Source organism: Nonomuraea sp. NPDC050310 (assembly GCF_040655795.1).
Classification (GTDB): Bacteria; Actinomycetota; Actinomycetes; order Streptosporangiales; family Streptosporangiaceae; genus Nonomuraea.
In genome coordinates, this window is sequence record NZ_JBFAKP010000026.1 from 42,247 (window position 1) to 68,268 (window position 26,022).

Annotated in this window: 26 protein-coding genes and 2 tRNA genes; 21 read left to right on the forward strand and 7 right to left on the reverse strand. The window is 72.9% G+C overall.

The window, feature by feature from the left end:
- The first annotated feature begins 54 nt into the window (after positions 1–54).
- The 11 genes from AB0I67_RS37675 to AB0I67_RS37725 all read left to right on the forward strand — a co-directional run bounded on the left by AB0I67_RS37675 (position 55) and on the right by AB0I67_RS37725 (position 9,081).
- Complete coding sequence (locus AB0I67_RS37675; protein WP_357934159.1) at positions 55–1,263, forward strand: MFS transporter; 1,209 nt, start codon at positions 55–57, stop codon at positions 1,261–1,263.
- Positions 1,260–2,093, forward strand: a complete 834-nt coding sequence (locus AB0I67_RS37680; RefSeq protein WP_357934162.1) for a metal-dependent hydrolase — start codon at positions 1,260–1,262, stop codon at positions 2,091–2,093. The genes AB0I67_RS37675 and AB0I67_RS37680 overlap by 4 nt, the downstream gene beginning before the upstream one ends.
- 97 nt (positions 2,094–2,190) lie before the next feature.
- Positions 2,191–2,400, forward strand: coding sequence for a helix-turn-helix domain-containing protein (locus tag AB0I67_RS37685; protein ID WP_357934289.1), 210 nt, complete (start codon positions 2,191–2,193; stop codon positions 2,398–2,400).
- 4 nt (positions 2,401–2,404) lie between these two features.
- Complete coding sequence (locus AB0I67_RS37690; RefSeq protein ID WP_357934165.1) at positions 2,405–2,932, forward strand: Clp protease N-terminal domain-containing protein; 528 nt, start codon at positions 2,405–2,407, stop codon at positions 2,930–2,932.
- Between the two features lie 72 nt (positions 2,933–3,004).
- Positions 3,005–3,077 (forward strand) — tRNA-Ala (locus AB0I67_RS37695).
- 101 nt (positions 3,078–3,178) lie between these two features.
- A complete protein-coding gene (locus tag AB0I67_RS37700; protein ID WP_357934167.1) occupies positions 3,179–4,513 on the forward strand; it encodes a WD40 repeat domain-containing protein in 1,335 nt (444 codons plus the stop codon).
- Positions 4,514–4,762: 249 nt separating this feature from the next.
- Complete coding sequence (locus tag AB0I67_RS37705) at positions 4,763–5,311, forward strand: carboxylesterase family protein (protein ID WP_357934170.1); 549 nt, start codon at positions 4,763–4,765, stop codon at positions 5,309–5,311.
- A gap of 10 nt (positions 5,312–5,321) precedes the next feature.
- The gene (locus AB0I67_RS37710) at positions 5,322–6,188 is read left to right on the forward strand and encodes an exodeoxyribonuclease III (RefSeq protein ID WP_357934173.1); all 867 of its coding nucleotides are present in this window, start codon (positions 5,322–5,324) and stop codon (positions 6,186–6,188) included.
- A 120-nt stretch (positions 6,189–6,308) separates the two neighbouring features.
- On the forward strand, positions 6,309–7,079 hold the full coding sequence (locus AB0I67_RS37715) for an LLM class flavin-dependent oxidoreductase (RefSeq protein WP_357934175.1): 771 nt from the start codon (positions 6,309–6,311) through the stop codon (positions 7,077–7,079).
- A 78-nt stretch (positions 7,080–7,157) separates the two neighbouring features.
- Positions 7,158–7,553 (forward strand): DUF3224 domain-containing protein, encoded by a 396-nt coding sequence (locus AB0I67_RS37720; RefSeq protein WP_357934177.1) that lies wholly within the window; start codon positions 7,158–7,160, stop codon positions 7,551–7,553.
- A gap of 55 nt (positions 7,554–7,608) precedes the next feature.
- A complete protein-coding gene (locus AB0I67_RS37725) occupies positions 7,609–9,081 on the forward strand; it encodes an FAD-binding oxidoreductase (RefSeq protein WP_357934180.1) in 1,473 nt (490 codons plus the stop codon).
- Positions 9,082–9,090: 9 nt separating this feature from the next.
- On the opposite strand, the gene AB0I67_RS37730 is transcribed toward AB0I67_RS37725, so the two are convergent.
- Together AB0I67_RS37730 and AB0I67_RS37735 are read right to left on the reverse strand one after the other, a co-directional pair.
- Complete coding sequence (locus AB0I67_RS37730) at positions 9,091–10,059, reverse strand: helix-turn-helix domain-containing protein (RefSeq protein ID WP_357934183.1); 969 nt, start codon at positions 10,057–10,059, stop codon at positions 9,091–9,093.
- 25 nt (positions 10,060–10,084) lie between these two features.
- A complete protein-coding gene (locus tag AB0I67_RS37735; RefSeq protein WP_357934186.1) occupies positions 10,085–11,833 on the reverse strand; it encodes an asparagine synthase-related protein in 1,749 nt (582 codons plus the stop codon).
- A gap of 131 nt (positions 11,834–11,964) precedes the next feature.
- On the opposite strand from AB0I67_RS37735, the gene AB0I67_RS37740 reads away from it, so the two are divergent.
- Entirely contained in the window at positions 11,965–13,449 is a 1,485-nt protein-coding gene (locus tag AB0I67_RS37740) for a von Willebrand factor type A domain-containing protein (RefSeq protein WP_357934189.1), read from the forward strand.
- A 1-nt stretch (position 13,450) separates the two neighbouring features.
- Here AB0I67_RS37740 and AB0I67_RS37745 read toward each other — a convergent pair whose 3' ends face one another.
- Both AB0I67_RS37745 and AB0I67_RS37750 read right to left on the reverse strand, forming a co-directional pair.
- Positions 13,451–13,978, reverse strand: a complete 528-nt coding sequence (locus tag AB0I67_RS37745; RefSeq protein ID WP_357934192.1) for an EF-hand domain-containing protein — start codon at positions 13,976–13,978, stop codon at positions 13,451–13,453.
- Position 13,979: 1 nt separating this feature from the next.
- Positions 13,980–14,672, reverse strand: a complete 693-nt coding sequence (locus tag AB0I67_RS37750) for a tRNA-dependent cyclodipeptide synthase (RefSeq protein WP_357934194.1) — start codon at positions 14,670–14,672, stop codon at positions 13,980–13,982.
- 85 nt (positions 14,673–14,757) lie between these two features.
- Here AB0I67_RS37750 and AB0I67_RS37755 point away from each other — a divergent pair.
- Both AB0I67_RS37755 and AB0I67_RS37760 read left to right on the forward strand, forming a co-directional pair.
- Positions 14,758–14,830: transfer RNA gene (locus AB0I67_RS37755), tRNA-Ala, on the forward strand.
- Between the two features lie 155 nt (positions 14,831–14,985).
- Positions 14,986–16,308: a serine hydrolase domain-containing protein gene (locus AB0I67_RS37760; protein ID WP_357934197.1), complete on the forward strand. Its 1,323-nt coding sequence runs from the start codon at positions 14,986–14,988 to the stop codon at positions 16,306–16,308.
- 2 nt (positions 16,309–16,310) lie between these two features.
- Here the strand turns inward: AB0I67_RS37760 and AB0I67_RS37765 are convergent, their stop codons facing one another.
- A complete protein-coding gene (locus AB0I67_RS37765; RefSeq protein WP_357934200.1) occupies positions 16,311–17,261 on the reverse strand; it encodes a helix-turn-helix domain-containing protein in 951 nt (316 codons plus the stop codon).
- 72 nt (positions 17,262–17,333) lie between these two features.
- On the opposite strand from AB0I67_RS37765, the gene AB0I67_RS37770 reads away from it, so the two are divergent.
- Together AB0I67_RS37770 and AB0I67_RS37775 are read left to right on the forward strand one after the other, a co-directional pair.
- Positions 17,334–18,623 (forward strand): MFS transporter, encoded by a 1,290-nt coding sequence (locus tag AB0I67_RS37770; protein WP_357934203.1) that lies wholly within the window; start codon positions 17,334–17,336, stop codon positions 18,621–18,623.
- Entirely contained in the window at positions 18,568–19,194 is a 627-nt protein-coding gene (locus tag AB0I67_RS37775; protein ID WP_357934291.1) for a peptidyl-tRNA hydrolase, read from the forward strand. Before AB0I67_RS37770 ends, AB0I67_RS37775 begins: the two co-directional genes overlap by 56 nt.
- Before the next feature lie 12 nt (positions 19,195–19,206).
- Here AB0I67_RS37775 and AB0I67_RS37780 read toward each other — a convergent pair whose 3' ends face one another.
- Positions 19,207–20,166: a DUF3616 domain-containing protein gene (locus tag AB0I67_RS37780; RefSeq protein WP_357934206.1), complete on the reverse strand. Its 960-nt coding sequence runs from the start codon at positions 20,164–20,166 to the stop codon at positions 19,207–19,209.
- Positions 20,167–20,256: 90 nt separating this feature from the next.
- On the opposite strand from AB0I67_RS37780, the gene AB0I67_RS37785 reads away from it, so the two are divergent.
- From AB0I67_RS37785 to AB0I67_RS37805, 5 genes are read left to right on the forward strand one after another with little or no spacing between them, the layout of a single operon-like run.
- Complete coding sequence (locus tag AB0I67_RS37785; protein ID WP_357934209.1) at positions 20,257–21,084, forward strand: hypothetical protein; 828 nt, start codon at positions 20,257–20,259, stop codon at positions 21,082–21,084.
- Between the two features lie 25 nt (positions 21,085–21,109).
- Positions 21,110–23,059, forward strand: a complete 1,950-nt coding sequence (ftsH, locus tag AB0I67_RS37790) for an ATP-dependent zinc metalloprotease FtsH (protein WP_357934212.1) — start codon at positions 21,110–21,112, stop codon at positions 23,057–23,059.
- A 53-nt stretch (positions 23,060–23,112) separates the two neighbouring features.
- The gene (locus AB0I67_RS37795) at positions 23,113–23,778 is read left to right on the forward strand and encodes a DUF937 domain-containing protein (protein ID WP_357934214.1); all 666 of its coding nucleotides are present in this window, start codon (positions 23,113–23,115) and stop codon (positions 23,776–23,778) included.
- Positions 23,779–23,825: 47 nt separating this feature from the next.
- The gene (locus AB0I67_RS37800; protein ID WP_357934217.1) at positions 23,826–24,407 is read left to right on the forward strand and encodes a nucleoside triphosphate pyrophosphatase; all 582 of its coding nucleotides are present in this window, start codon (positions 23,826–23,828) and stop codon (positions 24,405–24,407) included.
- 10 nt (positions 24,408–24,417) lie between these two features.
- Positions 24,418–25,278, forward strand: a complete 861-nt coding sequence (locus AB0I67_RS37805) for an EI24 domain-containing protein (RefSeq protein WP_357934219.1) — start codon at positions 24,418–24,420, stop codon at positions 25,276–25,278.
- Positions 25,279–25,285: 7 nt separating this feature from the next.
- Here AB0I67_RS37805 and AB0I67_RS37810 read toward each other — a convergent pair whose 3' ends face one another.
- The gene (locus AB0I67_RS37810) at positions 25,286–25,765 is read right to left on the reverse strand and encodes a hypothetical protein (protein ID WP_357934222.1); all 480 of its coding nucleotides are present in this window, start codon (positions 25,763–25,765) and stop codon (positions 25,286–25,288) included.
- Positions 25,766–26,022 lie beyond the last annotated feature (257 nt).

Sequence of the window (26,022 nt, forward strand, 5' to 3'; positions counted from 1 at the left end):
CGGACCTGTTAGCATTATTCGTCCCATGATTCCACGAATGGAGGCTGTGCCGGCATGAGCGTGCTCACCGAGAGCAGGAGCAAGAGCGGCTCGCTGGTATGGCTGCTGGTCCTGGGCATCGTCCTGGCCGCGCTCAACCTCCGCACCGCGGTGACCAGCGTCGGCCCGCTGCTCGACCAGCTCTCCGCGGGCCTCGGGATGACGAGCGTCGGCACCGGCCTGCTGACCACCCTGCCGGTCCTGGCCTTCGCCACCGTCGGCGCGGTCACCCCCGCGATGGCGCGCAAGGTCGGCGAGCACCGGCTGCTGCTGGTCGCGCTCGGCCTGCTCGGCGTCGGCCTCGCCACCCGGGCCCTGGTCGACAGCGCCCCCGTCTTCCTGCTGAGCAGCGCCGTGGCGCTGTCCGGCGGCGCGATCGGCAACGTGCTCATCCCCACCCTGATCAAGCGGCACTTCCCGGGCCGCGTGGGCGTGATGACCACCGTCTACACCACCGCCCTGGCCGTCGGCACCATGATGGCCGCCGCCGCGACCGTGCCGATCGAGCGCGCCGCGGGCGGCGACTGGCACGTGGCGCTCGGCGTCTGGGCCGCGCTCGCGGTCGTCGCCGCGCTGCCTTGGCTGGCGCTGCTGCGCAGTGAGCCGCAGCGCGACACCGGCCGTACCGAGGCCGGGCCCGGCCGCCTGGTCCGCAGCAAGCTGGCCTGGTCGGTCGCGGTCTACTTCGGCACGCAGTCGATGATCGCCTACATCATGTTCGGCTGGCTCGCCAAGATCCTCACCGACGCCGGTTACACCACCAGCCAGGCCGGCCTGGTCCTCGGCGTGTTCACCGCGCTGAGCATCCCGATCTCGCTGATCATCCCGGTGCTGGCCACGCGCTTCCGCGACCAGCGGCCCGTGGTCGTCGCCCTGGTCGCCTTCTACGTCGTGGGGTTCACCGGCATGTGGATCTCGCCGTCCTGGGTCTGGACGGTCTTCATCGGCGTCGGCATGGGCTCCTTCCCGCTCGCGCTGATGATGCTGGCCCTGCGGACCCGCACCGCCGACCACACCGCCGCGCTGTCGGCCTTCGGGCAGAGCGCCGGGTACCTCATCGCGGGCGCCGGGCCGCTGGTCGTGGGCGTGCTGCACGAGGCGACCGGGGGGTGGGCGCTGCCGTACACGCTGATCTTCTTCGTGCTGGCCGTGCAGCTCCTGACCGGGCTTTACGCGGGTCGCAACCGCTTCCTCGAGGATGAGCCTGCGAAGATTTCCGGATGAAGTCCACTATCGTCACCTTCCCTGACGGGCAGGTGTCCGGCCGCTCCGAGGTCGTCGGAACCGTCCAGGCCGGTGACGCGCTCGGCGTGATCGTCGCCGAGACGCCCTTCCATCCGCTCGACCACACCTGGCCCGACCAGCCCGCCGACCGCGGCCTGCTGGCCGGGCACCCCCTTCTCGGCTGCGTCACCGGGGCCACCGCCGGTGACGGGCAGGTCCTGCTCGGCGCCGACATCCCGGTACGGCGGGGCGACCCGGCCTGGCAGTGGCTGGTCGTCCACCTCGTCGAGCCGGCGGCGGCCGTCGAAGCCGGGGCGGAGGTCACGCTGGAGGCCGACGCCGGCTACCGTGCGGCCCTGTCGGCCGGGCACACCGCCTGCCACCTGGCCGCCCTCGCGCTCAACGCCGCCCTGGCCGGGCACTGGCGCAAGGAGACCGGGGCGGACTCGCTCGGGCAGCCGAACTTCGACCAGCACGCCATCACCTCCTCGACCATCGTCGAGAACGGCAGCGTGGACGTGTACCGGCTGGGCAAGTCGCTGCGCAAGAAGGGCTTCTCCGCCGACGGGCTCGACTGGGCCGAGGTCGCGGGGCGGGTCAACGGGATCCTCGCCGGGTGGGTGGCCGCGGACGCGCCGGTGTGGATCGACGCGCCGGACGGGACGCTGACCGCTCGGCGTACCTGGCACTGCGCGTTGCCCGAGGGGGAGGGGTGGATCCCGTGCGGCGGCACGCACGTGCACCGCACCTCCGCGCTCGGTGGGGTGCGGGTGGAGCTGGAGCCCGGTGAGTCGGAGCTGACCATGCGCACCTACGCGGGCTCCTCGTAGCGGGCTGCATTCGGAAAGCGCGCTTCCTTGGTGTGCGGTCTGCCGGCAAAAGTGTCAGCAAGAGCTGACACTTCCGGCTGTGTCAGCTTATGCTGACATCATGAGAGTCACCGAGCTCGCCGAAGCGGCCGCCGGCCCCGATCCGGGCACCGGGCTGGCCGCCTGCGCCGCCCTGCGCTCCCTCCTGGAGGAGCTGGAGGCGGTGCACGTCTCCAACGCCCGCGACCGGGGCTGGTCCTGGGAGCAGATCGCCGCCGCGCTCGGCGTCCGGCGGCAGACCGCGCACCGCAAACACGCCAGGAGGTAGTCCCGTGCTCGACAGGTTCACCCCCGAAGCCCGCAGGGCGTTCGTCCGCGCCGGCATCCTCGCCCACGACGCCCGGCCCGAGGGCGGCCGCTTCGGCACCGACGCGCTCCTGCTCGCCCTCGCCGAGCAGCGCCCGTTCGCCGGCCCCGTGCCCGCCTTCACCCTGACCCCGGACGCCGTCCCGCTGGCCGCCACGCCGGGCCGCGACCTGCTGGCCACCCTCGGCATCGACCTCGACGAGGTGCGCCGCCGTACCAGGCACGGCGTGGACGACCCGGCCCGCTGGCACCTCGACCGGCTCCTGCTCCGCCTCACCCTCCGCGGCCCGCTCGGCGACCTTCCGCTCACCCTGCACCTGCGCAAGGTCGTCGAGGTCGCCGCGTGGAAGCCCGGCCCGATCACCGGCGAACGCCTGCTGTGGGGCCTGCTCGCCGACGCCCGCAACGGCGCCGCCCGCACCCTTCGTACGGCCGGCGTCGACCTCGCCGCCCTGGTCGCCCAGGCCGGCGTCCCGGTCCGCCGAGCCGCCTGAGCACCGCCCCCGCGGGTGCCACGATCATGGTCGTGGCACCCGCCGGATCCGCTAGACTATTCCCGCAAGCGAGGGGCTATGGCGCAGTTGGTAGCGCGCTTCCATGGCATGGAAGAGGTCTGGGGTTCGAATCCCCATAGCTCCACCTCTCACTTACGACGAACCGCCGCATCGCGGCGGTTTCGCTTTTTCCACGGTGCCGCCATGATGTGACCCGGCGTGGATCATCCCGCGAGGGGAGCACCGGTGCAGTCGCAGCGCGCTGATCAGACGCGGTGGTTCCGGGCGCTCGTGGTCGTGCTGACCCTGGCGGCGCTGGGTTCCATGGTCGAGGGGCAGGCGCGGCAGAACGCGGAGCGGGTGGCGGCGGCCCGGACGCTGGCGCTCAAGGGCGCCGAGTTGCGCGAGGTCGACGCTGTGGCCGCCCGCCGGCTCGGCGCGGCGGCGGTCAGCCTGCACGACGACGATCAGACGCGGACGGCGCTGGCCGACACCCTGGCCAACGAAGGGCTGACCGATCTGGTGGAGGCCTCCCGCTCGGACGACGTGGCGATGACGACGGACGGGTCCTTCCTGCTGGGCAGGTCTGGCTCCGGCACGGTGCGCCGCTGGTACCTGCCGCGCGGGCGGGGCGAGCCGGGCGCGCTCGACTTCGGCGGCTCGGTCGACGAGCTGGCGATGTCGGCGGACGGGGAGATCGTTTTGACGGCCGAGTCCTACGAGGGCGTCGGCGTGTGGCGGCTCGGCGAGCGGACCCGGCCGGTCAAGGCGGCCTTCCTGCCGGTCGAGGAGTACTTCGGCCCGCTCGTGCTGTCCGGCGACGGCAGGACGGCGCTGGTCTCCTACGGGCTGGACGAGCCCGAGGCCGTGGCGGTCGAGGTGTGGGACCTGCGGAGCGTGTCCGAGCCGGTCCGGCGGGCGACGCTGAAGATCCGGGGCCCGCACCTGTACGACCTCGCGCTCAGTGCCGACGGGCGGACGGCGGTGGCGGTCCGGGGCGGGGAACCGGGGGCGGTCGTCTGGGACCTCACGGATCAGGCGCGGCCGGTCGCGGTCGGCGAGCTGCGGACCGAGGGGCACGGGGAGGAGTCGGTCGCGCTCAGCCCGGACGGGCGGCGGGCCCTCCTGGGCATCGGCTCCGGCGGCGGCGCGGACGTCTGGGACCTGACCGACCGCGCGAAGCCGGTGCGGCTGGCGTCGCTGGGCGGGGAGTTCCGCGACGTGTTCGCCGTCGCCCTGGCCCGCGCCGGCGAGCTGGCGCTCATCGCCGACGCCCGAGGGCGCGCGGTCCTGTGGGATCTCACGACGCCCTCCCATCCGGTGCGGCTGGCCACCCTGAGGACCGGTGGGCGGTCCGCGGAGGCGGTCGCCATGAGCGAGGACGGGCGGACGGCGGCGCTGGGCAGCCCGATGGCCGGGCCGAGGGTCTGGGACCTGTCGCAGGTGGAGCCCGACCCGCTGGACGTGGTCTGCCGGGCCACGGCGGAGGCGGATGTCATCCCGGCCGAGACGTGGACGCGCTACGTGGGCGAGGAGGGGGCGGCGTACACCGACGGCGACTTCGTGTTCTGCGAGAAGTAGCGGAGGAGGGGTAGGACTGGCCGGAGGGCGGGTTGGGGGGGCTGGCCGGAATGAACCGGCGCCCCCGCGGTGTGAGGATGGACCCGGTCTCGCGCGTCGGCGCGGGCGGACCGGGGAGAACCACATGATCAAGTTGGCGGGAGCGGTCGCCGTGGCGGCCGGGCTGGCGTTGACGCCCGGCACGGCGGGGGCGGCGGCGGGTGGGGGCACGGAGCGCCGCCGGCGACCGGCGAGGGCTACGAGCGGACCGTGCGGGCCGCCTTCGGCGAGCGCGCGGCGGGGGTGCTGGCCCGCTACCCCCTGGAACGGTACGGGGCGCCGGGGACGAGCCGCGCCGGGCACGCCCTGCGGGATCTGCTGACCGACCATCTCTGGGCCGCCCCGGCGGTGCGGACCAACCGGCTGCTGGCCGCGTGGGTGCCGACCTACGCCTACGAGTTCGCCGACCGGCGGGCTCCGTGGGCGAGCAGCACGCCGGTGACGCCCAGCTTCCCCACCGGCGCCTTCCACGCCTCCGAGCTGCAGTATCTCTTCGAGGCGAGCTACTTCACCGGCCGGACGCTCGCGCCCGACCAGGCTCGGCTGTCCGACACGATGATCGGCTACTGGAGCCGGTTCGCCCGGCACGGCGACCCCAACGGCCCCGGCGCGCCCGCCTGGCGTCCGGCCCAGCCGGGACGGGACGCCGTGCTGCGGCTGGCGCCCGGCCCGCGCGGCATCGGCCCGGTGGACCTGTGCCGCGCCCACCGGTGCGGCTTCTGGGGCGCGCACCGGCAGCCGGAGGGTGGCGCGGGTTAGGCTGGACCGCGTGCGTATCGCCACGTGGAACGTCAACTCCGCCAAGCAACGCGTGCCGCGCCTGCTGCCCTGGCTCGACGAGCGGCAGCCGGACGTGGTCTGCCTGCAGGAGACCAAGCTCGCCGACGCCGCCTTCACCGAGTTGCTGGGCCAGGAGTTCGAGGCCCGCGGCTACGAGCTGGCGCTCCACGGCGAGGTGCAGTGGAACGGGGTGGCGCTGGCGTCCCGGGTGGGGCTGGAGGACGTGGTCACCGGGCTGGCCGACGCGCCGGGCTTCCCGCACCCGGAGGCGCGTGCGGTGGCCGCGACCTGTGGCGGGATCCGGGTGCACTCGGTGTACGTGCCGAACGGGCGGACGCCCGGCTCGGATCACTACCACTACAAGCTGGCCTGGCTGGCTGCGCTGAAGGCGGTGGTGGCGGCCGGGCCGGCCGACGCGCTGGTCTGCGGTGACGTCAACGTCGCGCCGGCCGACGAGGACGTGTTCGATCCGGGGGCGTTCGCGGGGTCCACGCATGTGACGGCGCCGGAGCGGGAGGCGCTGGCCGCTCTCGGGCTGCGGGACGTGGTGCGGGAGCGGTGGCCGGATCGGCGGGTGTTCTCCTACTGGGACTACCGGGCCGGGATGTTCCACAAGGATCTGGGCATGCGGATCGACCTCGTGCTGGCCTCCGATCCGGTGGCCGAGCGGGTGCGGGCGGCCTGGATCGACCGGCAGGCGCGCAAGGGGACGGGGCCCAGTGACCACGCCCCGGTGATCGTCGACCTCGACGAGGCGCCGGACGGGGACATCGGCCCGGTGGTGCCGCCGCCTTCCGCACCGGCGGCCCGGAAGGGCACGAGCCGCCTGCCGCAGGACAAGGCTCCTCAGTCCTGAGGGCGCCTGCCGTACCGCGAGAGAAGTAGGGCGGCGGGCGGGCGGTGCGTCCGCGGGGGTAGCCGGATCCGGCTCCCCGGGCCGACGCGCGGACCGGGGCGGGCCGGAGAAGGTGAGGGCATGAGACCTTACCGATTCGGCGCCGTAGCCGGTTTCGCCCCCGACGCCCAGACCTGGACCGATATCGCCCGCCGCAGCGAGGAGCTGGGCTTCGACACGCTGCTGGTGCCCGACACCCACCGCACCTTCTCGCCGTTCGCCGCCGCGGCCGTGGCGGCGACGGTCACCACGACGCTCAAGGTCGGCACCTACGTGCTCGCGAGCCCGCTACGCACGCCCGCGGCCGTGGCCTGGGAGACCTCGACCCTGCGGACCCTGACCGGCGGGCGTTTCGAGCTCGGCCTGGGCGCGGGCCGGCCGGACAGCGAGCAGGACGCCGCCCGCCTCGGCGTGCCGTTCGGGACGCCCGGCGAACGGCTGGCACGGGTGGCCGAGACGATCGACCTGGTCGAGGACGTCCCGATCCTGCTGGCCGCCTCCGGCCCGGCGGCCCTGCGCCTCGCGGCCGGCAAGGCCGACACCGTCGCGCTCGCGGTGCCTCCGCACGCCACCGAGGAGCAGCTCGCCGCCAAGGTGGACGAGCTGTACGAGCTGGCCGGCGACCGGTTCGGCGAGCTGGAGCTGGCCATGAACCTGGCGGCGGTCGGCGACGAGGTGCCCGCCTGGCTGGGACCGGAACGCGAAGGCGTGGGCCTGCTCCGGGGGTCGGTGACCGAGATGGCCGACACGCTGCGGCGGCGGCGCGACAAGCTGGGCATCTCCTATGTCTCGGTGAACGCGCAGTTCCTGACCCAGTTCGCCCCGGTCATCGCCCGGCTCGCCGGAACCTGACGGGAGCTGACAGGTAAGGGCCCTAGCGTGAGGCCCATGATGGCCAAGGGCACCTTTAAGGGCCCTAGCGTGAGGCCCATGATGGCCAAGGGCACCTTTGAGACGCACGACTGGACCCAGGGCGAGCCGTACGCCGACCACGACGGCGTGACGATCACCCCGGTGACGCTCGGCAAGACCTTCCACGGCGACCTGACCGGCAGCGGCGTCGTCCACATGACCATGGCGACGACCCCGGTCGAGACATCACGTTCGTACGTGGCCGTCGAGCGGGTCACCGGCACGCTCGCCGGCCGGACCGGCGGTTTCCTGCTCCAGCACAGCGCCTTCAGCGACCGGGGCGAGCAGTCGCTGCGGGTCACGGTGGTGGCCGACTCGGGCACGGGGGACCTGACCGGACTGCGCGGCGAGATGACGATCCACGTCGACGAATCCGGGGCGCACTCCTACGTGTTCGACTGGGTGTGCGGGTAACCGGAGCCGGCGGCTTGACCTTTTCACACGCTCCCGGCTGTTGTAGGACGGGAGCGTGAGCCACTGGGCCTGGGGTCCCGAGCCGGACCCGCACGAACTGCGCGAGAGCGCCCGCCTGATCGCCGCGGTGACCGGGTTGGGCGATCCCGCCCGCTGGCGTCCGCCGGTGCCCTTCCCCGAGGTACGGCTGCCGCCGCCCCGGGTGCCGGTGCCCGAGCACCTGTCCGGCTTCTGTACGGCGGAGCCGTACGAACGGGCCCGGCACACCTACGGCCAGGCCTACCGCGACCTGGTCCGCGCCTACCGCGGCGACTTCGCCAACGCCCCCGACCTGGTCGCCCGCCCCCGCACCGAGGAGGAGATCGACCGCGCCCTGGAGTGGGCCCAGACGGTGGGCGTCGCGGTGATCCCCTACGGCGGCGGCACCAGCGTGGTCGGCGGCGTCGAGGCCCGCTTCGACGCCCCGGCGCTCTGCCTCGACCTGGGCCGGATGGACCGGGTGCTGGAGGTGGACGAGTACTCGCGGGCCGCGCTGGTCCAGGCGGGCGCGACCGGCCCGGCGCTGAACGCGCAACTCCCGGCCGGGCTGCAACTGCGCTTCTTCCCGCAGTCCTACGAGTTCTCCACGCTCGGCGGCTGGATCGCCACCCGGGCCGGCGGGCACTTCGCCACCGGGCACACGCACATCGACGACCTGGTGGAGTCGGTGCGCGCGCTGACCCCGTCGGGGGTGTGGGAATCGCGCCGAGTGCCGGGCAGCGGCGCCGGGCCGTCGCCGGACCGGTGGCTGCTCGGCTCCGAGGGCGCGCTCGGGGTGATCACGCAGGCGTGGGTGCGGCTGCAGCAGCGCCCGGAGGTCAAGGTGTCGGCGCCGGTGACGTTCAAGGAGTGGGACGCGGCGGTCGCGGCGGTGCACGAGATCGTGCAGGCCGGCCTGAACCCGTCCAACTGCCGCCTGCTCGACGCCGGGGAGGCGGCGCTGGCCGCGCGCGGCGACGGGCACGGGCCGGTGCTGCTGCTGGGCTTCGAGTCGGGGCCGGTCGAGGCGCTGCTGGCGGCGGCGCTGGAGCTGGCCAGGCGGCACGGCGGCGAGCCGGGCGCCACCCGGCAGGACCGCGAGTGGAAGGGCTCCTTCACCCGCATGCCGTACCTGAGGAATGCCTATCCGGGGCTGGACGTGCTGGTGGAGACGGTCGAGACGGCGGTCACCTGGGACCGGTTCGAGCGCCTGCACGAGGAGGTCATGGGGCTGGGCCGGATCACCTGCCGGCTCGCCTTCGTCTACCCCGACGGGCCCGCCCCGTACTACACGATCATGGCGCCGGGCGGGGACTGGGACTCGATCAAGGCCCGCGTCTCCGAGGCGATCCTGCTCAACGGCGGGACGATCACCCACCATCACGCGGTCGGGCGCGACCACCGCTTCTGGTACGACCGGCAGCGGCCCGAGCCGTTCGCGCTGGCGCTGCGGGCGGCCAAGGCGGCGCTCGACCCGGCGGGGATCCTCAACCCGGGCGTGCTCGTGTAGCGCCGAGCCTCAGCCGAAGGCGCGGCGGTAGGCCGAGGGGGAGGTGCGCATCAACCGGCCGAAATGGTGGCGGAAGGTCACCGGGCTGTCGAAGCCGACCGCCGCGCCGACCTCCTCGACCGGGACGCCGCCGCGCTCCAGGAGCGGCAGGGCCGCGGCGACGCGCTGCGAGACGACCCAGCGCAGCGGCGAGGTGCCGGTCTGCTGCTTGAAGCGGCGCAGGAAGGTCCGCTCCGCCATGTGCGCCTTCCGCGCCAGCTCGGCGACGGTGATGGTCGTCGTCAGGTGCTCCAGCGCCCAGGCCATCGCCCGCGCCACCCCGTCGTCGGCGGCTATCGGGGTCACCGCCGCCTGGATGAACTGCGCCTGCCCTCCCTCGCGGTGCGGCGGCACGACCAGGCGGCGGGCCACCGCGTTGGCCACCGTCGCGCCGTGGTCCTTGCGCACCAGGTGGATCAGCAGGTCGAGCCCGGCTGCGCTGCCCGCGCTGGTCAGCACGTCGCCGTGATCGACGTAGAGCACGTCCGGGTGGACCTCCACCTGCGGGAAGCGCCGCTGCAGCAGCTCGGCGTAGCGCCAGTGCGTGGTGGCGGGCCGGCCGTCGAGCAGCCCGGTCGCGGCCAGCGCGAAGGCGCCCGAGCAGATCGACACCAGCCGCGCGCCGTTGCGGTGCGCGGCCAGCAGCGCCTCGACGAGTCCGGGGGAGGTCTCGCCGTGCACGTCGGCGACGCCGGGGACGATCACCGTCTCGGCCTGGGCGAGGGTGTCGAGGCCGTGCTCGGCGCGCACGGTGAAGCCGCCCACCGCCCGCATCGGCTCGGTCGTCTCGGCGCAGACCCGCAGGTCGTACCAGGGCACGTCCAGCTCGGGCCGGGGCAGGCCGAAGACCTCCACCACGCAGCCCAGCTCGAAGGGGGCCATGCCCTCGTAGGCCAGCACGGCGACCGTGGGCAGCCTGGACGGCAGGGGGAGCAGCATGTCCGGATGGTACCCGGCCCGCGGGTCAGGGCCGGGAGACGGGCACCGGTTCGAGGCCTTCCGGCTCCTTGCCGGGATACAGCCCGGTGAGCAGGGTGCTGACCGTGTACAGGTGCCACGCCTGCCCCGGCTTGGTGACCACCGGCCCGGCGAACAGCGCCCGCACCTCGTCCGGGTTGACGATCGGCTCCAGCACGTCGAGATGGCCGATCACCTGCTCGCGCAGGATCGCCGACAGCGCGGGTCCCGGGCTGGTCCGCCACGACCAGCCGCCGCCGGTCGAGACCGTCGGCATCGACGGCGGCGGCACGTGCTCCCACGGCCAGCGCTTGCGCAGGTCACCGGCGAAGCGCCACGGCTTGCCCTCGATCGGCACGTCGCGCAGCGCCGGGGCGAAGCGCAGGATGAGCCGGTAGATCACTTCCTCCGACAGCCGCCAGCCCTGGTCGAGGCCGAGCGCCGCCCGCGCCACCCGGTTGTCGAGGAAGGGCCGCACCGGGTCGCCGCGGCGCAGCGAGCCGGCCCGCGCGCTGGCCTGCCAGCGGCCGACCTTGTACCAGATGTAGATGTGGTCGAGCGCCTCCAGCCGGTTCTTCCGCGCCTGCCAGGGCTTGGCCAGCTCACGCGCGTGCTCGTTGGCGTCGGCGCTGAACAGCTTCTCGTCCTTGAAGAAGGTGGTGTTCACCCGGCGCAGCAGCGCCTTGTCGCTCAGGTCGGTCTGCAGCAGGTTGAGCGAGCCCGCGCGCAGGGTCTCGCCGCTCTGCCCGGACATGGTGGGCTTGTCGGCATAGGGCAGGTAGCTCACGATCGTCTCGTAGGCAGAGGTCATGCCCTCGCAGGTGCGCAGCGTCTCGTAGGCGCGCGCCAGCGGGTGCTCGACCAGCACCGCGTCCTTCTGCGCGGTCTGCGCCGGCGGGATGACGGTGTGCTCCACGCCGAGCCGCGCGGCGATCTGCCGGGCCAGGATCACGTCCGGGTGGGTGTCGAGCCCGTTGGTGGTCACCCGGAACGGCACCTTGGCCGCGTGGAGCAGCGCGGCGAGGATGCGCGTGTCCCGCCCGCCGGTCAGCGCCAGGTTCACCGGCTCGCCCGCCGCCCGCAGCGGCTCCACCGTCGCCAGCAGCGCCTCGGCCAGCTCCGAGATCGCCGCCCGCTTCGCGCGCCCCGACGCGGGGGGCGGCGCCGCCTCCGGCAGCGGGGTCTCCGAGATCGTACGGCTCCCGCCGCGCACGCTCAGCCGCGACGAGGGTCGCAGCGCCGACACCCCGAGATAGGGCGTCTCGTCGGACAGGAAGAACCCCTGCCGCGCCATCGACTGCAGCGCCAGCACGTCGAAGGCCGGCCGCTCGCTCGCCACCAGATGCACCAGCAGCGCCCGGCTGCCGACAACGTGCAGCTCGGGCGTCTCGGCGTAGAACACCGGGCAGACGCGGTTGATCGCGGTCGCCGCGGTCAGCTCGCCGTCGCGCGCCACCCAGGCCGACAGGCAGCCGCCCACGGTGTCATCGGGCAGCCGGGTGACGTCCTTGGGATCGGCGAGGTGGCCGTTGACGCCGACCACCCGGTCGCCGGTCCGGTGCAGCAGTCCCGGTTCGCGGCTGTCGTCGGGCTCGTTGCTCCAGCCGAACAGCGAGACGCCGCGGCCGTGCCACTCCTCGCCGCGGATGACCTCCGGGGGGACCGGAAAGGCGGATTCGATCACGGAACGGACCCGGTCCAGGACACGTTCCGGAATCTCCGCCTGCTTCGCGGCCACTCCCAAATAGACGCGCATGAGGCTCATGCCTACCGGATCGCACGGGTTCATCACAACTGATCCGCGGTCCGCCACGGTTTGTTGTCGTTTGCATAACGGGCCCGGCCAGGCGGCTTCGCGCGCCGTCGTAGGGCGTGGAGGTGCATGACATGAAATTTCGTCTGATCGCGTTGATCGCGGGGTTGGCCGCCCTGCTCGTCCTGGCCGGTTGCGGCGGCAGCGGCACCACGAGCGGGCCGGAAGGCGGCCAGGTCGCCTCTCGCGACCGCGCTCCCGAGGCGGCCACGCAGGCCGAGTCGCCCAAGGAGGCGAAGCCGGAGGAGGGCCAGGAGAAGGACACCAGACAGGCCCAGATCTCGACCTTCGCCCTCGACGTGGACACCGCTTCCTACGGCTATGCCCGCCGTACCCTCGGGGAGGGCCGCTGGCCCGAGCCGGCGAAGATCCGGCCGGAGGAGTTCGTGAACTCCTTCCGCCAGGACTACGCCCAGCCCGACGGGGAGGGCTTCACCGTGCACGTGGACGGCGCGCTCGTGCCGGGCGAGCGTGACCAGGGCGTGATCCGGGTCGGGCTGCAGACCCGCGCCGCCGAGGCGGCCGAGCGGCGGCCGGCCAACCTCACCTTCGTCGTGGACGTCTCCGGCTCCATGGCCGAGCCGGGCCGCCTCGACCTGGTCAAGAACTCGCTGCGCACGCTCCTGGACCAGCTCGCGCCCGGGGACCAGGTGGCCGTGGTCGCCTTCGCCGAGTCGGCAACCGTGCTGGCCGGGATGACCCCGCTGGTCGACCGGGACGACCTGGCGGACGCGATCAACGGACTGGACATCGGCGGGGGCACCAACCTGGCCGCCGGACTGGTCAAGGGCTACGAGGTGGCCGCGCAGGGCTTCCGCCCGGCCGCGACCAACCGGGTGATCGTGCTCTCCGACGGCCTGGCCAACGAGGGCGAGGTCACCTGGCAGGGCATCCTCGACCAGGTCAAGGAGCACGCGGGCCGGCAGATCACGCTGCTCACCGTGGGCGTCGGCCGCGACTACGGCGACGAGCTCATGGAGCAGCTCGCCGACAACGGCGACGGGCACGCGATCTACGTCAGCAGCCAGGAGGAGGCCGACAAGGCCTTCGCCACCCACCTGGCCACCACCATCGAGTTGCGCGCCCGCGACGCGAAGGCGCAGGTCGTCTTCAACCCCTCGGTCGTGGAGTCCTACCGGCTCATCGGCTACGAGAACCGGCAACTGGCCACCGAGGAGTTCAGGGACGACTCCCGCGACGGCGGCGAGATCGGCCCCGGTCACGCGGTGACGGCGCTCTACGTGGTCACCCTCAAGCCCGGCGCCTCCGGCCAGCTCGCCACGGCCACCGTGCGCTGGCAGCACCCCGACACCCGCGAGCCCGCCGAGTCCGCCAAGTCGATCGAGACCGGCCAGCTCGGCCAGGACCTGTGGCAGGCGCCCGCGCGGCTCCAGGTGGACGTGGTCGCCGCGGCGTTCGCCCTGTTCATGCGGGACGGCGAAGCCCTCGGGCTCGACCTGACCGCGCTCCTGGACCAGGCCGAGCGGCTGGCGGCCAAGGTCGAGGACCCGGCGGTGACCGAGCTCGCCCAGCTCATCGGCAAGGCCCGCGCGGTCTAGGTCAGCCGAAGATGGGCACGTCGGCGGCGGCGCCGAAGTAGAAGTCGTAGATCGCCTGGGCGAACTCGTCCTTGGACAGCCGGCCGTCCCGGTTGGAGTCCAGGCGCTCGAACGCCGCCCGCGCCGCCCGCCCGGCGACGTCGTAGGCGCCCCAGAGCCGGAGGTACTCGGCTCTGGTGAGCTGCTCGTCGCCGTCGGTGTCGAGCGCGTCCCACAGCGCGTCGCCGATCGGCCAGACGATGCGCGCGGTGAAGTCGATGCGGTCGAGCACCCGGGAGGTCACGTGCCGGATGTAGGCCTCCCGGCTGATCCGGCCGCGCTCGTCGGTGCCGATCAGCTCGACCGCGTTCCGCCACGCGTAGGCGTAGGCGGTGATCACCGCCTCGCGCCGGGCCGAGTCCTCGGCCAGGCCGAGCCGGTCGCTCACCGAGACGGCCACCACTTCCATGTCCCGGTGATCCAGGTAGCCGTCGCCGTCCATGTCGCTGCTGTCGAACGCGTGTCCCGCGTTGCGGACCTGAGACTTCATCTCATCCCACCCCACGACAATGGTCCTCACCTGCGACAACGGGTGTCAATCGAGTGGTCAGAATTGCCTGTCCCGCGCTCGGCGATATGCCCATCGACCCGGAGAAAAGCCACTCGGCCATCGGCATGAGCCGGGGGTAGCAGAACGACGAGGTGGGCACCCCGAGCACCGCCGGGCTGTCCAGCACCAGCGGCAGCTCGGCCAGCAGGAACGGCAGCGCCTCGGCCACCTGCTCGGCCGCCTGCTCACCCTGGTGCAGGACCGGCTCCAGCGCCTGGCGGCACCGGCTCCTGAAGGACTGGTCGGCCTCGTAGCACTCGCCGATCTCCCGGCGGGCCCGCTCGTAGGCCGGCTCGCCGTACAGGTCGGTCCAGGAGAAGACCCCGACCGGCGGCCGGCCGAGCGCCTCCAGGGCCCGGGCCACCCGGTTGCGGGTGTTGTTGATCTCCTCCCGGGCCTTCTTGCGCGCCCGCGGCCGCTCGTAGCCGCGTGCCACCAGCGTGCCGGCCAGCTCGATGCCCGGCACCAGCACGTCCACCCGCCCGAACCGCCCCACCGCCCAGCCCAGCAGCCCGGTCAGGTTGGGCACCGAGAAGAAGCCGTTCAGCGCGCTCACCCCGAGCAGCGCGTGCTCCCCGGCGGCGTAGATCTTCGCGCAGCGCTGGGTGAGCGGCCGCGCGTCCACAATGGTCATGTGACGGAAGGTAGCAAGTCTGTTGCTCTTGGTTGACCGTCTCTCGCACTCCCGGAGTCCGATATGCTTTTCTCGCAACGACAGCGGGGCTATGGCGCAGTTGGTAGCGCGCTTCCATGGCATGGAAGAGGTCTGGGGTTCGAATCCCCATAGCTCCACCCGACACCTGAGGCTCGATCCCGTCCGACCCGGATTTCCGGAGGCGGGGCCGGGCCTCTTTCGTGTTCCGCGTGATCGTGCGGGGACAAAGCGGGCGGCCGATATCGTGCGCGCGCACAATGCCGCGCGGGCTCGCGGGCCGCAGGATGGGCCCATGGCTGACCTCAACGACCTGCAGCGCCTGCTCGACAGCGAGGCGCGTTCCCGGCACGTTCCCGGCGCGGCGGTGGGCGTCCGGATCGACGGCGCCGACCACGTGCTCACCACCGGCGTCACCAGCCTCGACTCACCGGCCCCGGTGACGGGGGAGACGCTGTTCCAGATCGGGTCGACGACCAAGACGGTCACCGCGACCGTGGTGATGCACCTGGTCGAGGAGGGCCGGGTCGGGCTGGACGATCCGGTGCGGCGGCACCTGCCGGACCTGCGGCTGGCCGACGAGCAGGCCGCGGCGGCACTGACCGTACGGCACCTGCTCACCCACACCGCGGGGTTCATGGGCGACATCGACGACGGCACGAGCTGGGACACCGCCGCGCTCGGCCGGTCGATCGACGGCTACGACCGGCTGCCGCAGCTCTTCCCGCCGGGGACGCTGGCCTCCTACAACAACGCCGCCTTCCGGCTGCTCGGCCGGCTGGCCGAGGTGGTGTACGGCGAGCCGTACGAGAGCGTGGTCAGGAAGGTCGTGCTCGACCCGCTCGGCATGGAGCAGAGCTTCTTCTTCCCCTGGGAGGCGGCGACCCGCTCGCACGCGGTCGGCCACGCGGTCGAGGAGGACGGGGCGCGGGTGGCGCACACGTGGGGGCTGTTCCGCGACGGGATGCCCGAGGGCGGGCTGCTGTCGTCGGCGCGTGACCAGTTGCGGTACGCGGCCTTCCACCTGGGCGAGGGCGGCGAGCGGCCGGTGGGCGCGGCGACACGCGAGCTCATGCGGCGCGAGCACGTGGCGATGGGCGTGCCGTGGCGCGGCATCGGCCTGCCGTGGCTGTTGGAGGAGCAGGGCGGGCTCGAGCTGGTGACGCACGGCGGCAACATCGGCAACGTGCAGATCTCGACGTTCGTGCTGGTGCCGGAGCGGCGGTTCGCGGTGACGACGCTGACCAACTCCGGGGCCGGGCGGGGGCTGGGGCAGCAGGTGACGGACTGGTGCCTGGAGCACCTGCTCGGGGTCGAGATCGAGCGGGCCCGGCCGAGGCTGCGGGATCCGGAGCCGGAGTGCGCGGGCAGCTACGACGCGGGGCAGTGGACGTTCGAGGTGGACGAGGCGCTGAACGTGGAGATGGTGTTGCGGCCGGAGCTGGTGGCCGAGGGCGTGGCCGGGCTGCCGGGCATGGCGCTGGCGCTGGTGGAGGGGAGCGACGACGTGGTCATGGCGGCGGAACCGTCGCGGGTGGTCGGACGGTTCCTGCGCGACGACGCCGGCCGGATCACCTTCCTGCACTTGGCCGGCCGGGCCGCGCGCCGTACCTCCTGAGCTCAGGTGACACGGAAGGTCTGGCGGTAGGCCAGGGGAGAGACGCCGACGGCGGCGTGCAGGTGCTGGCGGAGCGAGACCGCGGTGGCGAAGCCGCAGCGGCGGGCCACCTGGTCGACCGGCAGGTCGGTGCTCTCCAGCAGGTGGCGGGCGTGCTCGACGCGCTGGCGGATGAGCCACTGCGCCGGGCTCAGCCCGCTCTCCTGGCGGAAGCGGCGGGTGAAGGTGCGCACGCTCATCCGGGCGTGCGCGGCCAGCGCGGCGAGGTCGAGCGGCTGGTCGAGGTGGCTGAGCATCCAGGCCCGGGTGCCGGCGGTGCTCGCACCGTCGGCGGGCGGCAGCGGGCGTTCGATGTACTGGGCCTGGCCGCCCTCGCGGAAGGGCGGCATGACGCAGCGGCGCGCGGTGCGGTTGGCCACCTCGCTGCCGTGGTCGCGGCGCACGACGTGCAGGCACAGGTCGAGCCCGGCGGCCACGCCCGCCGAGGTGAGCACGTCGCCGTCGTCGATGAACAACACCTCCGGGTCCAGCTTGACCTGCGGGAAGAGCCGCCGGAAGCGGCGGGCGTGCGCCCAGTGGGTGGTGGCGGGCCGGCCGTCGAGCAGCCCGGCGGCGGCCAGCACGAAGGCGCCGGTGCAGATGGACATGACCCGCTCGCGGCCCCGGAGCGCGCGGGCGAGCTCGCCGGGGACCACTCCATCGCTCAGCGCCGGGCCGCTGTGGATGCCGGGCACGAGCACGGTGCCGGCGCTGTCGAGCACCTCCAGCCCGTGGTCGGGCACGACGCGGTAGCCCGAGGAGGTGCGCACCGGGCCGCCGTCGACCGAGCAGGTCACCACCTCGTACAGGTGCTCGCCGGCGGGGTCGCGCGCGGCCCAGAAGATCTGGCCGGGCGCGCCGAGGTCGAGGGTGGCCACGTCGTCCAGGACGACCAGCGCGACACGATGCACCATGGCCGGATTCTTGCACATATTGGCTTTCAGGCCACTTCTGCGGGCTTGGCCGGGGCAGCCACGATGGGGCGCATGAGAATCCATCGCGCCTGGTTCGTGGCCGCCGTGGCGTTCGTCGCGATCCTGGGCGCGGCCGGCTTCCGCGCCACCCCCGGCGTGCTGATCACCCCGCTGGAGAACGAGTTCGGCTGGTCCAAGGGGACGATCTCGCTCGCCGTCTCGATCAACCTCATGCTGTACGGGCTGACCGCGCCCTTCGCCGCCGCGCTGATGGACCGCTTCGGCATGCGCCGCGTCGTCACCCTCGCCCTGCTCCTGGTCGCCGCGGGCAGCGGGCTGACCGTGCTGATGACGGCGAGCTGGCAGCTCCTGCTGCTGTGGGGCGTGCTGGTCGGGCTGGGCACCGGGTCGATGGCGCTGGTCTTCGTCGCGACGGTGACCGACCGGTGGTTCGTGCGGCACCGGGGCCTGGTGACCGGGATCCTCACCGCCGCCGGGGCCACCGGGCAACTGATCTTCCTGCCGGTGCTGGCCCACCTGGCCGACGGTCCCGGCTGGCGGGTCGCGTCGCTGTCGGTGGCCGGAGCCGCGCTGGCCGTCGTGCCCCTGGTGTGGCTGCTGCTGCGCGACCACCCGGCCGACGTCGGCACCACCCCGCTGGGCGGCGAGGCGGTCGCGCGGCCCGAGCCGCTGCCCGGCGCGGCCACCCGCGCGCTGCGGGTGCTGCGCGACGCGGCGCGGACCAAGCCGTTCTGGTATCTCGCCGGCGGCTTCGCGATCTGCGGGATGAGCACGAACGGCCTGGTCGGCACCCACTTCATCCCGGCCGCGCACGACCACGGCATGCCGCAGACGGTCGCCGCCGGCCTGCTGGCGCTGATCGGGATCTTCGACATCGCCGGGACGGTCGCCTCCGGCTGGCTGAGCGACCGCGTCGACCCGCAGGTGCTGCTCGGCGCCTACTACGCGTTGCGCGGGCTCAGCCTGATGGTGCTGCCGTCGCTGTTCGCGGCGACCACCGAGCCGAGCATGCTGGTGTTCGTCATCTTCTACGGGCTCGACTGGGTGGCGACCGTGCCGCCGACGGTGGCGTTGTGCCGGCGGATCTACGGCGCGGACGGGGCGGTGGTCTTCGGGTGGGTCTTCGCCTCCCACCAGATCGGCGCGGCCGTCGCCGCGGTCGGCGCCGGCCTGGCCCGCGACCAGTTCGGGGCCTACACCGTCGCGTGGTACGCCGCGGGCGCGCTGTGCCTGCTCGCGGCGGGAATGTCCCTGGCGGTCAGAACCGTTGGAAAGCGGCGTGAGGATGGTTCTGCCGCTGGTCGTCCGGATCGAACGAGCGAGTCCGCCCCAACGCACTGACGCGCTGGAGGCGGCGGCGACGGCCGTGCTCGGGCTGCTCGACGAGCCGGGGGAGTGGGCCGGTGAGGTCGCGGCCTGGCAGGCCAGCGGGAAGATCCGCAAGGTGGTGCGCCGGGCTCGGGGCGCGGAGTGGGCGCGGGCGCTCGCGCTGCCGGGCCGTACCATCCAGCACCGCAGCGCCGAGGTGCGGGTGCATCCGCCGGTGCCGCTCGACGACTGGCCGCGTGACCTGGCGAAGCTGCAGGTGTCCGGGACCACGCTGGAGGACACCGCCGAGCCGGCCGCGGCCTCGGGGATCGTGTTGTGGGAGAACCCGGTGCTGGAGATGACCGCGGGCAAGGCCATGGCGCAGGCCGGGCACTGCGCGCAGCTCGCCTGGTGGGCCTCCTCGGCCGCCGAGCGGGACGCGTGGCGGGCGGCGGGGCTGGCGGTGGCCGTACGGACCGCTGCTCCGGAGCGGTTCGCCGAGCTGGCCGCGGCCGGGCTGCCGGTGGTGCGCGACGCGGGGTACACGGAGATCGCGCCCGGTTCGGCCACCTTCGTCGCCGAAGCGCCCTGGCTCAGATCGTGACGATGCCTGGACCTAGAGCGTGACGATGTCGGCGTAGACGCCGTGTTCGGTCAGCCGGTCGAGCCCCGGGCTGTCGTAGGCGACCAGCAGCCGGCCGTCCGGGAGCAGGCTGATGCCCTCCGGGTGGTCGCAGCCGCGGCCGTAGGACAGTTCCGCGACGATCTCCAGGTCGTCGGCGAGCTCCGGCTGCCGCCGCGGCGACCAGCGGACCAGGCGCACCGGGCCGTCCAGGCTCATCGTCGGGCCGGTGAGCAGCAGCAGGTCGCCGTCGCCGAGCGGGCAGATGTCCCGCACGCCGAGGCCCTCCAGGTCGAGGAAGTGCTTGCGGTACGGCTCACGCAGCCGCAGGCGGGGGCCGTCGGCGACCGGCCGCACCTCAAGGACGACCGCCCAGCCCCGCAGCACCGGCCCGCGCAGGCCCACGTAGACCCGGTCGCCGTCCACGGCGAGGCCCTCGATGTCGAGCCCGTTGTCCTTGCCCGGCAGGGCCAGGAAGGGCGCGAGGTGGGGGTCGTCGTGCAGCCGGTCGGCGAGGTTCTCGCCCCGGCCGGACAGGATCGCGCCCTTGGCGGGCGCGTTGGTCTCGGGGTCCAGCGGGAGCCGTACCAGAATGAAACGGTTCTCCTCGCGGACGACGGTGGCCAGTCGCCGCACCCCTTTGTCCGGATTCTTCGTCTTGACGCGGCGGCGCTTCAAGCTGTGCGAGCCGACCGCCCACAGGTGACCGTCCTGCCGGGCCAGGCCCTCGATGTCCGCCTCGTCCTCCGGGCCGGCGGGCAGATCCACGTAGTCGGCCAGGCGGAAGCCGCGCTGGCGGTCGAAGAGCGTGCCGGTCCAGGTGAGGTGTTCGACGGTCGCCGTCTCGTCCCCGGCGACCCACAGACCCGTCTCGTCCACCAGGATCGCGGACAGGTTCGTGTGCGTCCGGCTCTCGCGCGACGACTGGTCGAAGCGGAGCTCTACGCGGGTCATTGGGCCATGATGACACTTCGGACACGACCTGGGCGCGCTGGCCCGATATGTCGTACGCTCCCGATCGTGCTTGCTGGGGATCGTGGGACCGTGGGGTCCGATGTCGTCTCTCCGCGCCGCCCGAACCCGCCCAAGCGTTCCCTGATCGGCGATCTGCCGATGAGGGTGATCTACCGGGGGCTGGCAGTGGTCGCGGCGCTGGGCGCCGTGGTCGTCTGGGCGCTTCCGTCCGGTCCGGGCGAGGATGCGGCACGGCCGGTCGCCGCGCCATCGGCGGTGCCGTCCTCGTCCGGACCGGCCCCGGTCACGCCCTCCCCGGAGGTCTCGCCCGCCTTCGTCGCCCCCACCCCCACCCCCACCCCCACGCCCAGCCCGACCGCGGCCCCCTCGATCGCGCCCGGGTACACCGCGATGGAGGCCCTCTACGCCGACCCGCGCGTCCCCAAGCTGCCCGCGCGGCTGCGCGCCAAGGCCGTGCGCGGCTACCGGCCGGCCATCAAGGACCGCTTCTCCGGCCTCGCCGTCCCCAGGCTGCCCAAGCCGTGGCGCACCTACGGCTCCGGCCCGTACGCCACCCGGCAGATCATCAAGGGCACCCGCGCCCTGTTCGTCACCGCCCCCGTGCCGATCAAGGTGCAGCGCGAGCACCGCGACACCGCCCTGCTCGCCGCCCGCTGGACCCTCAGCCGCCACCCCAAGGGCGCCCGCCTCACCTGGATCGACTCCCGGCCGATCCGCGACGGCTGGATGCTGGTCTACCAGGTGCGGTACGGCAAGCGATCCGCCCTGGCGGCCGTGGTCGTCGCGAAGGGCGGCGCGAGCAAGCCCGGCCTTGCCTTCATCTCCGTCCCCGATACGCGTAAGCGGCAATGGGGACAGGTCGCCCGCGTGGCCGCGGGGGTGCGTGCCCTAGGCTAGATCGTGATCGAGGGGGGAGATCACCGTGGAACGCTCCGGACCACCGGCCCAGGACCAGGACAAAGGTAAGCAGAAGCCCTGGCGCGCCGAAGGGTTGCCCGGCACGCCCGGCGGCCGCCCGAAGATCAACTGGTGGCGCTTCGTCCTCACCCTCCTGGTGGTCTACGCCGCCTTCTTCCTGATCTCCTCCTTCTTCGACTCCGACCAGCCGGAGACCATCTCCTACACGCAGTTCACCAGCCAGCTCGACGCGGGCAACGTGAAGGAGGTCTATGCCACCGGCTACTCGATCGAGGGCTCGCTCAAGGCCACGGCTAAGGACCCCGACACCGAGAACAAGAGCTACACCAAGTTCGTCACCGAGATCCCGGTCTTCGCGAACATGGACCAGCTCTACGCCACGCTGACCAGCAAGGGCGCGAAGATCAGCGCCGAGTCGCCGGTGCAGAGCCGCGGCCTGTTCTGGAACCTGTTGCTCTCCCTGCTGCCGGTGCTGCTGCTGGTCGGCCTCTGGGTGTGGATCATGCGCAGGGGCGCGGGCATGATGGGCGGCGGTGGCGGCCTCGGCGGGCTGGGCAAGTCGAAGGCGGCCAAGCCGGTCGAGGCGGGCAAGGTCCGCGTCAACTTCGACGACGTCGCCGGCATCGACGAGGTCGAGAACGAGCTGGTCGAGATCGTCGACTACCTCAAGGACCCGGGCAAGTACCGCCGCCTCGGCGCGAAGCTGCCCAAGGGCGTGCTGCTGGCCGGCCCGCCCGGCACCGGCAAGACGCTGCTGGCCCGCGCGGTGGCCGGTGAGGCGAACGTGCCGTTCTTCTCCGCCAGCGCCTCCGAGTTCATCGAGATGATCGTCGGCGTCGGCGCCTCCCGCGTGCGCGACCTGTTCGAGGAGGCCCGCAAGGTCGCCCCGTCGATCGTCTTCATCGACGAGATCGACGCCATCGGCCGCGCCCGCGGCGGCGCCTCCGGCCTCGGCGGCCACGACGAGCGCGAGCAGACGCTCAACCAGATCCTCACCGAGATGGACGGCTTCACCGGCGGCGAGGGCGTCATCGTCATCGGCGCCACCAACCGCCCCGAGGTGCTCGACCCCGCCCTGCTGCGCCCCGGCCGCTTCGACCGCACGGTCGTCGTCGCCCCGCCCGACGCCAAGGGCCGCGTCGAGATCCTGCGCGTGCACACCCGCGGCGTCCCGCTCGACGGCGAAGTGAGCCTGGAGCGCCTGGCCAAGACCACTCCCGGCATGACCGGCGCCGACCTGGCCAACCTGGTCAACGAGGCGGCCCTGCTGGCGGCCAAGCGGGGCAAGGAGAAGGTCACCACCCCTGACTTCGGCGACGCCCTGGAGAAGCTCCAGCTCGGTACGGCCCGCAGCATCGTCATGCCGGAGGAGGAGCGCACCCGCACGGCCTACCACGAGGCCGGGCACGCGTTGCTCGGCATGCTCCAGCCCGGCGCCGACCCGGTGCGCAAGATCTCGATCATCCCGCGCGGGCGGGCGCTCGGCGTCACCCTCTCGACGCCCGACTCCGACCGCTACGCCTACGACTACCACTACCTGCGCGGGCGGATCATCGGGGCGCTGGGCGGCATGGCGGCCGAGCGCGTCGTCTACGACGTGATCACCACCGGCGCCGAGAACGACCTGGAGCAGGTCACCATGATCGCCCGGGGCATGGTTGGGCGCTGGGGCATGTCGGAGAAGATCGGCCCGCTGACCATCCTGCCGAGCGACGGCCAGCCGCAGGCGGCCCCGGCCACCCTGGCCGCGGTCGACGACGAGGTCCGGCGGATCGTGGACGAGTGCTACGAGCAGGCCATCCGGCTGCTGGGCGAGAACCGCGAGCGGCTCGACGCGATCGTGACCGCCCTGCTGGAGCACGAGACCCTCGACGAGGCGGACGCCTACCGGGCCGCGGGACTGCCCCGCAAGACCGAGACGCCCGAGCTGCCGACCAGCGAGTCCAGCGGCTAGATCTTTGCCCAACCCCGCACTTACCGGGAACGAGCGCTGGGCAGTTCGTCGTCGTGAGTCTCAACGATGAACTTCTCGAGCAACTGGGCAGCAGCGGCCTCCAGCAGATCGCCGGGCTCCTCGGGACCGACGTGGCCACCGCGCGCCAGGCGGTCGAGGCGGCCACCGGGACCATCGTCGGCGGGCTGGCCCAGAACGCCGAACGCCCCGAGGGCGCGGACGCCCTGCGCACCGCGCTGGACGAGCACGTCTCGGCCGACCCGTTCAACTCCGACCTGTCCTCGGTGACCCGGGACGGGCACGGCATCCTCGGGCATGTGCTGGGCGAGCAGGGGACCGAGCACGCGGCGGCGGGGATCTCGCAGTTCGCCGGGATCAACATGAACACGGTGCTGAAGCTGCTTCCGCTGCTCGCGCCGATGATCATGTCGTTGCTGGCCGGGCGGGCCAATCAGCGGGGCATGGACGCCGGGGCGGTGGCCCAGGACCTCAACAACGAGAAGTCGGAAATGTCGGGCGGGGGTTTGGGGGATCTGCTGAACGCGGTCCTCGGCGGCGCGGGCGGCGGCGGGCTCGGCGGGCTCCTCGGCGGGCTGCTCGGCGACTCCGGCGCTCCTCAGCAGTCTTCTCAGCAACCTCCTCAGCAACCGTCTGAACCTCGGCAGCCTCAGTCCGCCCAGGGCGGCGGCAGCGGCGGGGGCACCAACCCGGACTGGTGACGCGGTAGGCACGATCCGTGCCTGGCCAGGCCGGTAAACTGGTGCCTGTGATCGTCCTGGCCTCTGCCTCCTCCGCCCGTCTCGCCCTCCTGCGCAGCGCGGGCCTCGACCCCAAGGTGATCGTCAGCGGCGTCGACGAGGACGCGATCAGCGCGCCCACGCCCGCCCAGCTCGCCCTGCGCCTGGCGCAGGAGAAGGCCCGCACCGTCGCCGCCGACCTGACCGAGGGCGTCGTCATCGGCTGCGACTCCGTCCTCGAACTGGACGGCCGGCCGTACGGCAAGCCGGGCACGCCCGAGGTGGCGCTGGAGCGCTGGCGGCTGATGCGCGGGCGCACCGGGCGGCTGGTCACCGGCCACTGCCTGATCGAGGCCGCCACCGGGCGCGAGGCGGCCCGTGTCGGGTCCACCGTGGTGCACTTCGCGCAGCCCTCCGACGAGGAGATCGCCGCCTACGTCGCCACCGGCGAGCCCCTGGGGCTGGCCGGCGCCTTCTCGCTCGACGGGTACGGCGGCTGGTTCGTCGAGGGCATCGAGGGCGACCACGGGAACGTGCTGGGGATCTCGCTCCCGCTCGTCCGTGCGCTCCTCGGCGAACTCGGCTACGCGGTGACCGACTTCTGGCGCTAGGTTTCTCGGCATGCGCGACTTCTTCACCGGTGTCGGATTCTTCTTCCAGGGCGTCGGCTGGGCCGGACGGAACGGCCGTTGGTGGGCCTTCGGGCTGATCCCGGCGTTGATCGCCTTCGCCGTGTACGTCGTCGCGCTGGTGTTCCTGGGGATGTACGCCTCGGACGTCGCCGAGTTCCTCACGCCCTTCGCCGACTCGTGGAGCTGGCGGGACGGGTTCCGGATGGGGCTGGGGGTGGTGATCTTCCTTGGCGGGCTGGCGCTGGCGGTCATCACCTTCGCGGCGTTGACGCTGGCTGTGGGGGAGCCGTTCTACGAGCGGTTGTCGGGGGAGGCGGATCCGCTGCCCGGGTACCAGGAGGAGCCTTGGTGGCGTAGTGTCCCGCGGTCCATCCGGGACAGTCTGGTGACGTTGCTTTACGTGCTCATGTTCACCATTCCGCTGTTCTTCCTGGGCTTCATCCCTGTCATCGGACAGACGGTTGTGCCGGTGCTAGGCGCCGCCGTGTCCGGATTTTTCCTGACAGTGGAGCTCACCTCCCTGGCCATGGAACGCCGCGGCCTGGCCCGTCGCGCCCGCTTCGCCCTCCTCCGCGGCAACCTCGGCCTCGCCCTGGGCTTCGGCGTCCCCATCTTCCTGCTCTTCCTCGTGCCCTTCGTGGCCGTCCTCGCCATGCCCGCCGCCGTCGCCGGCGCCGCCCTCCTCGTCCGCCACCGCCTCACCCCCACCACCCCAGGCTCGCTCACCCCCGGCCTCAAGGGCCCCGCCACCCCCGGAACCACCGGCCTCAGCGGCCCCGCCACCCCAGGAACCACCGGTCCGGATGGCCTCCCCGGCCCGTCCGGCCCCACCCCTGGCCCGAGGCGCTAACCCCTGCTCAACCCACCCTCGCCGCGCCCCACGCTCGCCCCCTCACAAGCCCGACAACACCCCCAACCGCCCCGCCCAACGTGAGCAACGCCAACAACCCGATCAACACCACCGGCAACAGGTACATAAGCCAATCAAGACTGCCCGCCTCATACGCCTGATCAGCCTCGGCGGGCCCGATGAAGCTGATGTCGGTATTACGTGTCCTAACCACCCGTACCTGGTGCACCGCCCCCCGTACGCACTCACCAGTCAGGTGAACGACCACCTCAGCCCCGGTCCGGCCGAAGCGAGCCAGGCAGTATTTGCTGCGATACCCCGCCCACCGGACAACGGTCGCCGACCCCAGCTCCCCGTGGGAAGCATGCGACGCCGCCATGCCATCAACCATGCGCCAGGCGTACTCGAACTTCACATACTCGGCCGGTGCACCGACCGCGACCAGGATCACCACGGCCAGCAGCGTTTTGACCCGTTCGATCACCACCGTGCCTTGATACCACCCCAGCCCAAACCCCGCCCGCCTCCTCCGCCCCCTCTTCTTTCACCCCCCAAATGACCGCCCCAGGACCCCCGCCACCCGAGCCCCGCCGCGCCGGAGAGCTGCCCCCTAGGTCGCGGCGCTTCAGACTCCAGCCCCTTGGACGGCCCCCAGCTCCCCAGCCACGCCGCCCCCAGCCACGCCGCCTCCGAGGCCCAATCCCCGGCCGTCTTCCTCCCGGCCGCCTTCCCCGGAGGGCGCCT

Coding starts and splice junctions, on each gene's coding strand:
- AB0I67_RS37675 (WP_357934159.1), top strand. CDS start 55: ATGAGCGTGCTCACCGAGAGCAGGAGCAAGAGCGGCTCGCTGGTATGG.
- AB0I67_RS37680 (WP_357934162.1), top strand. CDS start 1,260: ATGAAGTCCACTATCGTCACCTTCCCTGACGGGCAGGTGTCCGGCCGC.
- AB0I67_RS37715 (WP_357934175.1), top strand. CDS start 6,309: ATGAGACCTTACCGATTCGGCGCCGTAGCCGGTTTCGCCCCCGACGCC.
- AB0I67_RS37720 (WP_357934177.1), top strand. CDS start 7,158: ATGATGGCCAAGGGCACCTTTGAGACGCACGACTGGACCCAGGGCGAG.
- AB0I67_RS37730 (WP_357934183.1), bottom strand. CDS start 10,059: ATGCTGCTCCCCCTGCCGTCCAGGCTGCCCACGGTCGCCGTGCTGGCC.
- AB0I67_RS37735 (WP_357934186.1), bottom strand. CDS start 11,833: ATGCGCGTCTATTTGGGAGTGGCCGCGAAGCAGGCGGAGATTCCGGAA.
- AB0I67_RS37740 (WP_357934189.1), top strand. CDS start 11,965: ATGAAATTTCGTCTGATCGCGTTGATCGCGGGGTTGGCCGCCCTGCTC.
- AB0I67_RS37745 (WP_357934192.1), bottom strand. CDS start 13,978: ATGAAGTCTCAGGTCCGCAACGCGGGACACGCGTTCGACAGCAGCGAC.
- AB0I67_RS37750 (WP_357934194.1), bottom strand. CDS start 14,672: ATGACCATTGTGGACGCGCGGCCGCTCACCCAGCGCTGCGCGAAGATC.
- AB0I67_RS37760 (WP_357934197.1), top strand. CDS start 14,986: ATGGCTGACCTCAACGACCTGCAGCGCCTGCTCGACAGCGAGGCGCGT.
- AB0I67_RS37765 (WP_357934200.1), bottom strand. CDS start 17,261: ATGGTGCATCGTGTCGCGCTGGTCGTCCTGGACGACGTGGCCACCCTC.
- AB0I67_RS37770 (WP_357934203.1), top strand. CDS start 17,334: ATGAGAATCCATCGCGCCTGGTTCGTGGCCGCCGTGGCGTTCGTCGCG.
- AB0I67_RS37775 (WP_357934291.1), top strand. CDS start 18,568: ATGGTTCTGCCGCTGGTCGTCCGGATCGAACGAGCGAGTCCGCCCCAA.
- AB0I67_RS37780 (WP_357934206.1), bottom strand. CDS start 20,166: ATGACCCGCGTAGAGCTCCGCTTCGACCAGTCGTCGCGCGAGAGCCGG.
- AB0I67_RS37805 (WP_357934219.1), top strand. CDS start 24,418: ATGCGCGACTTCTTCACCGGTGTCGGATTCTTCTTCCAGGGCGTCGGC.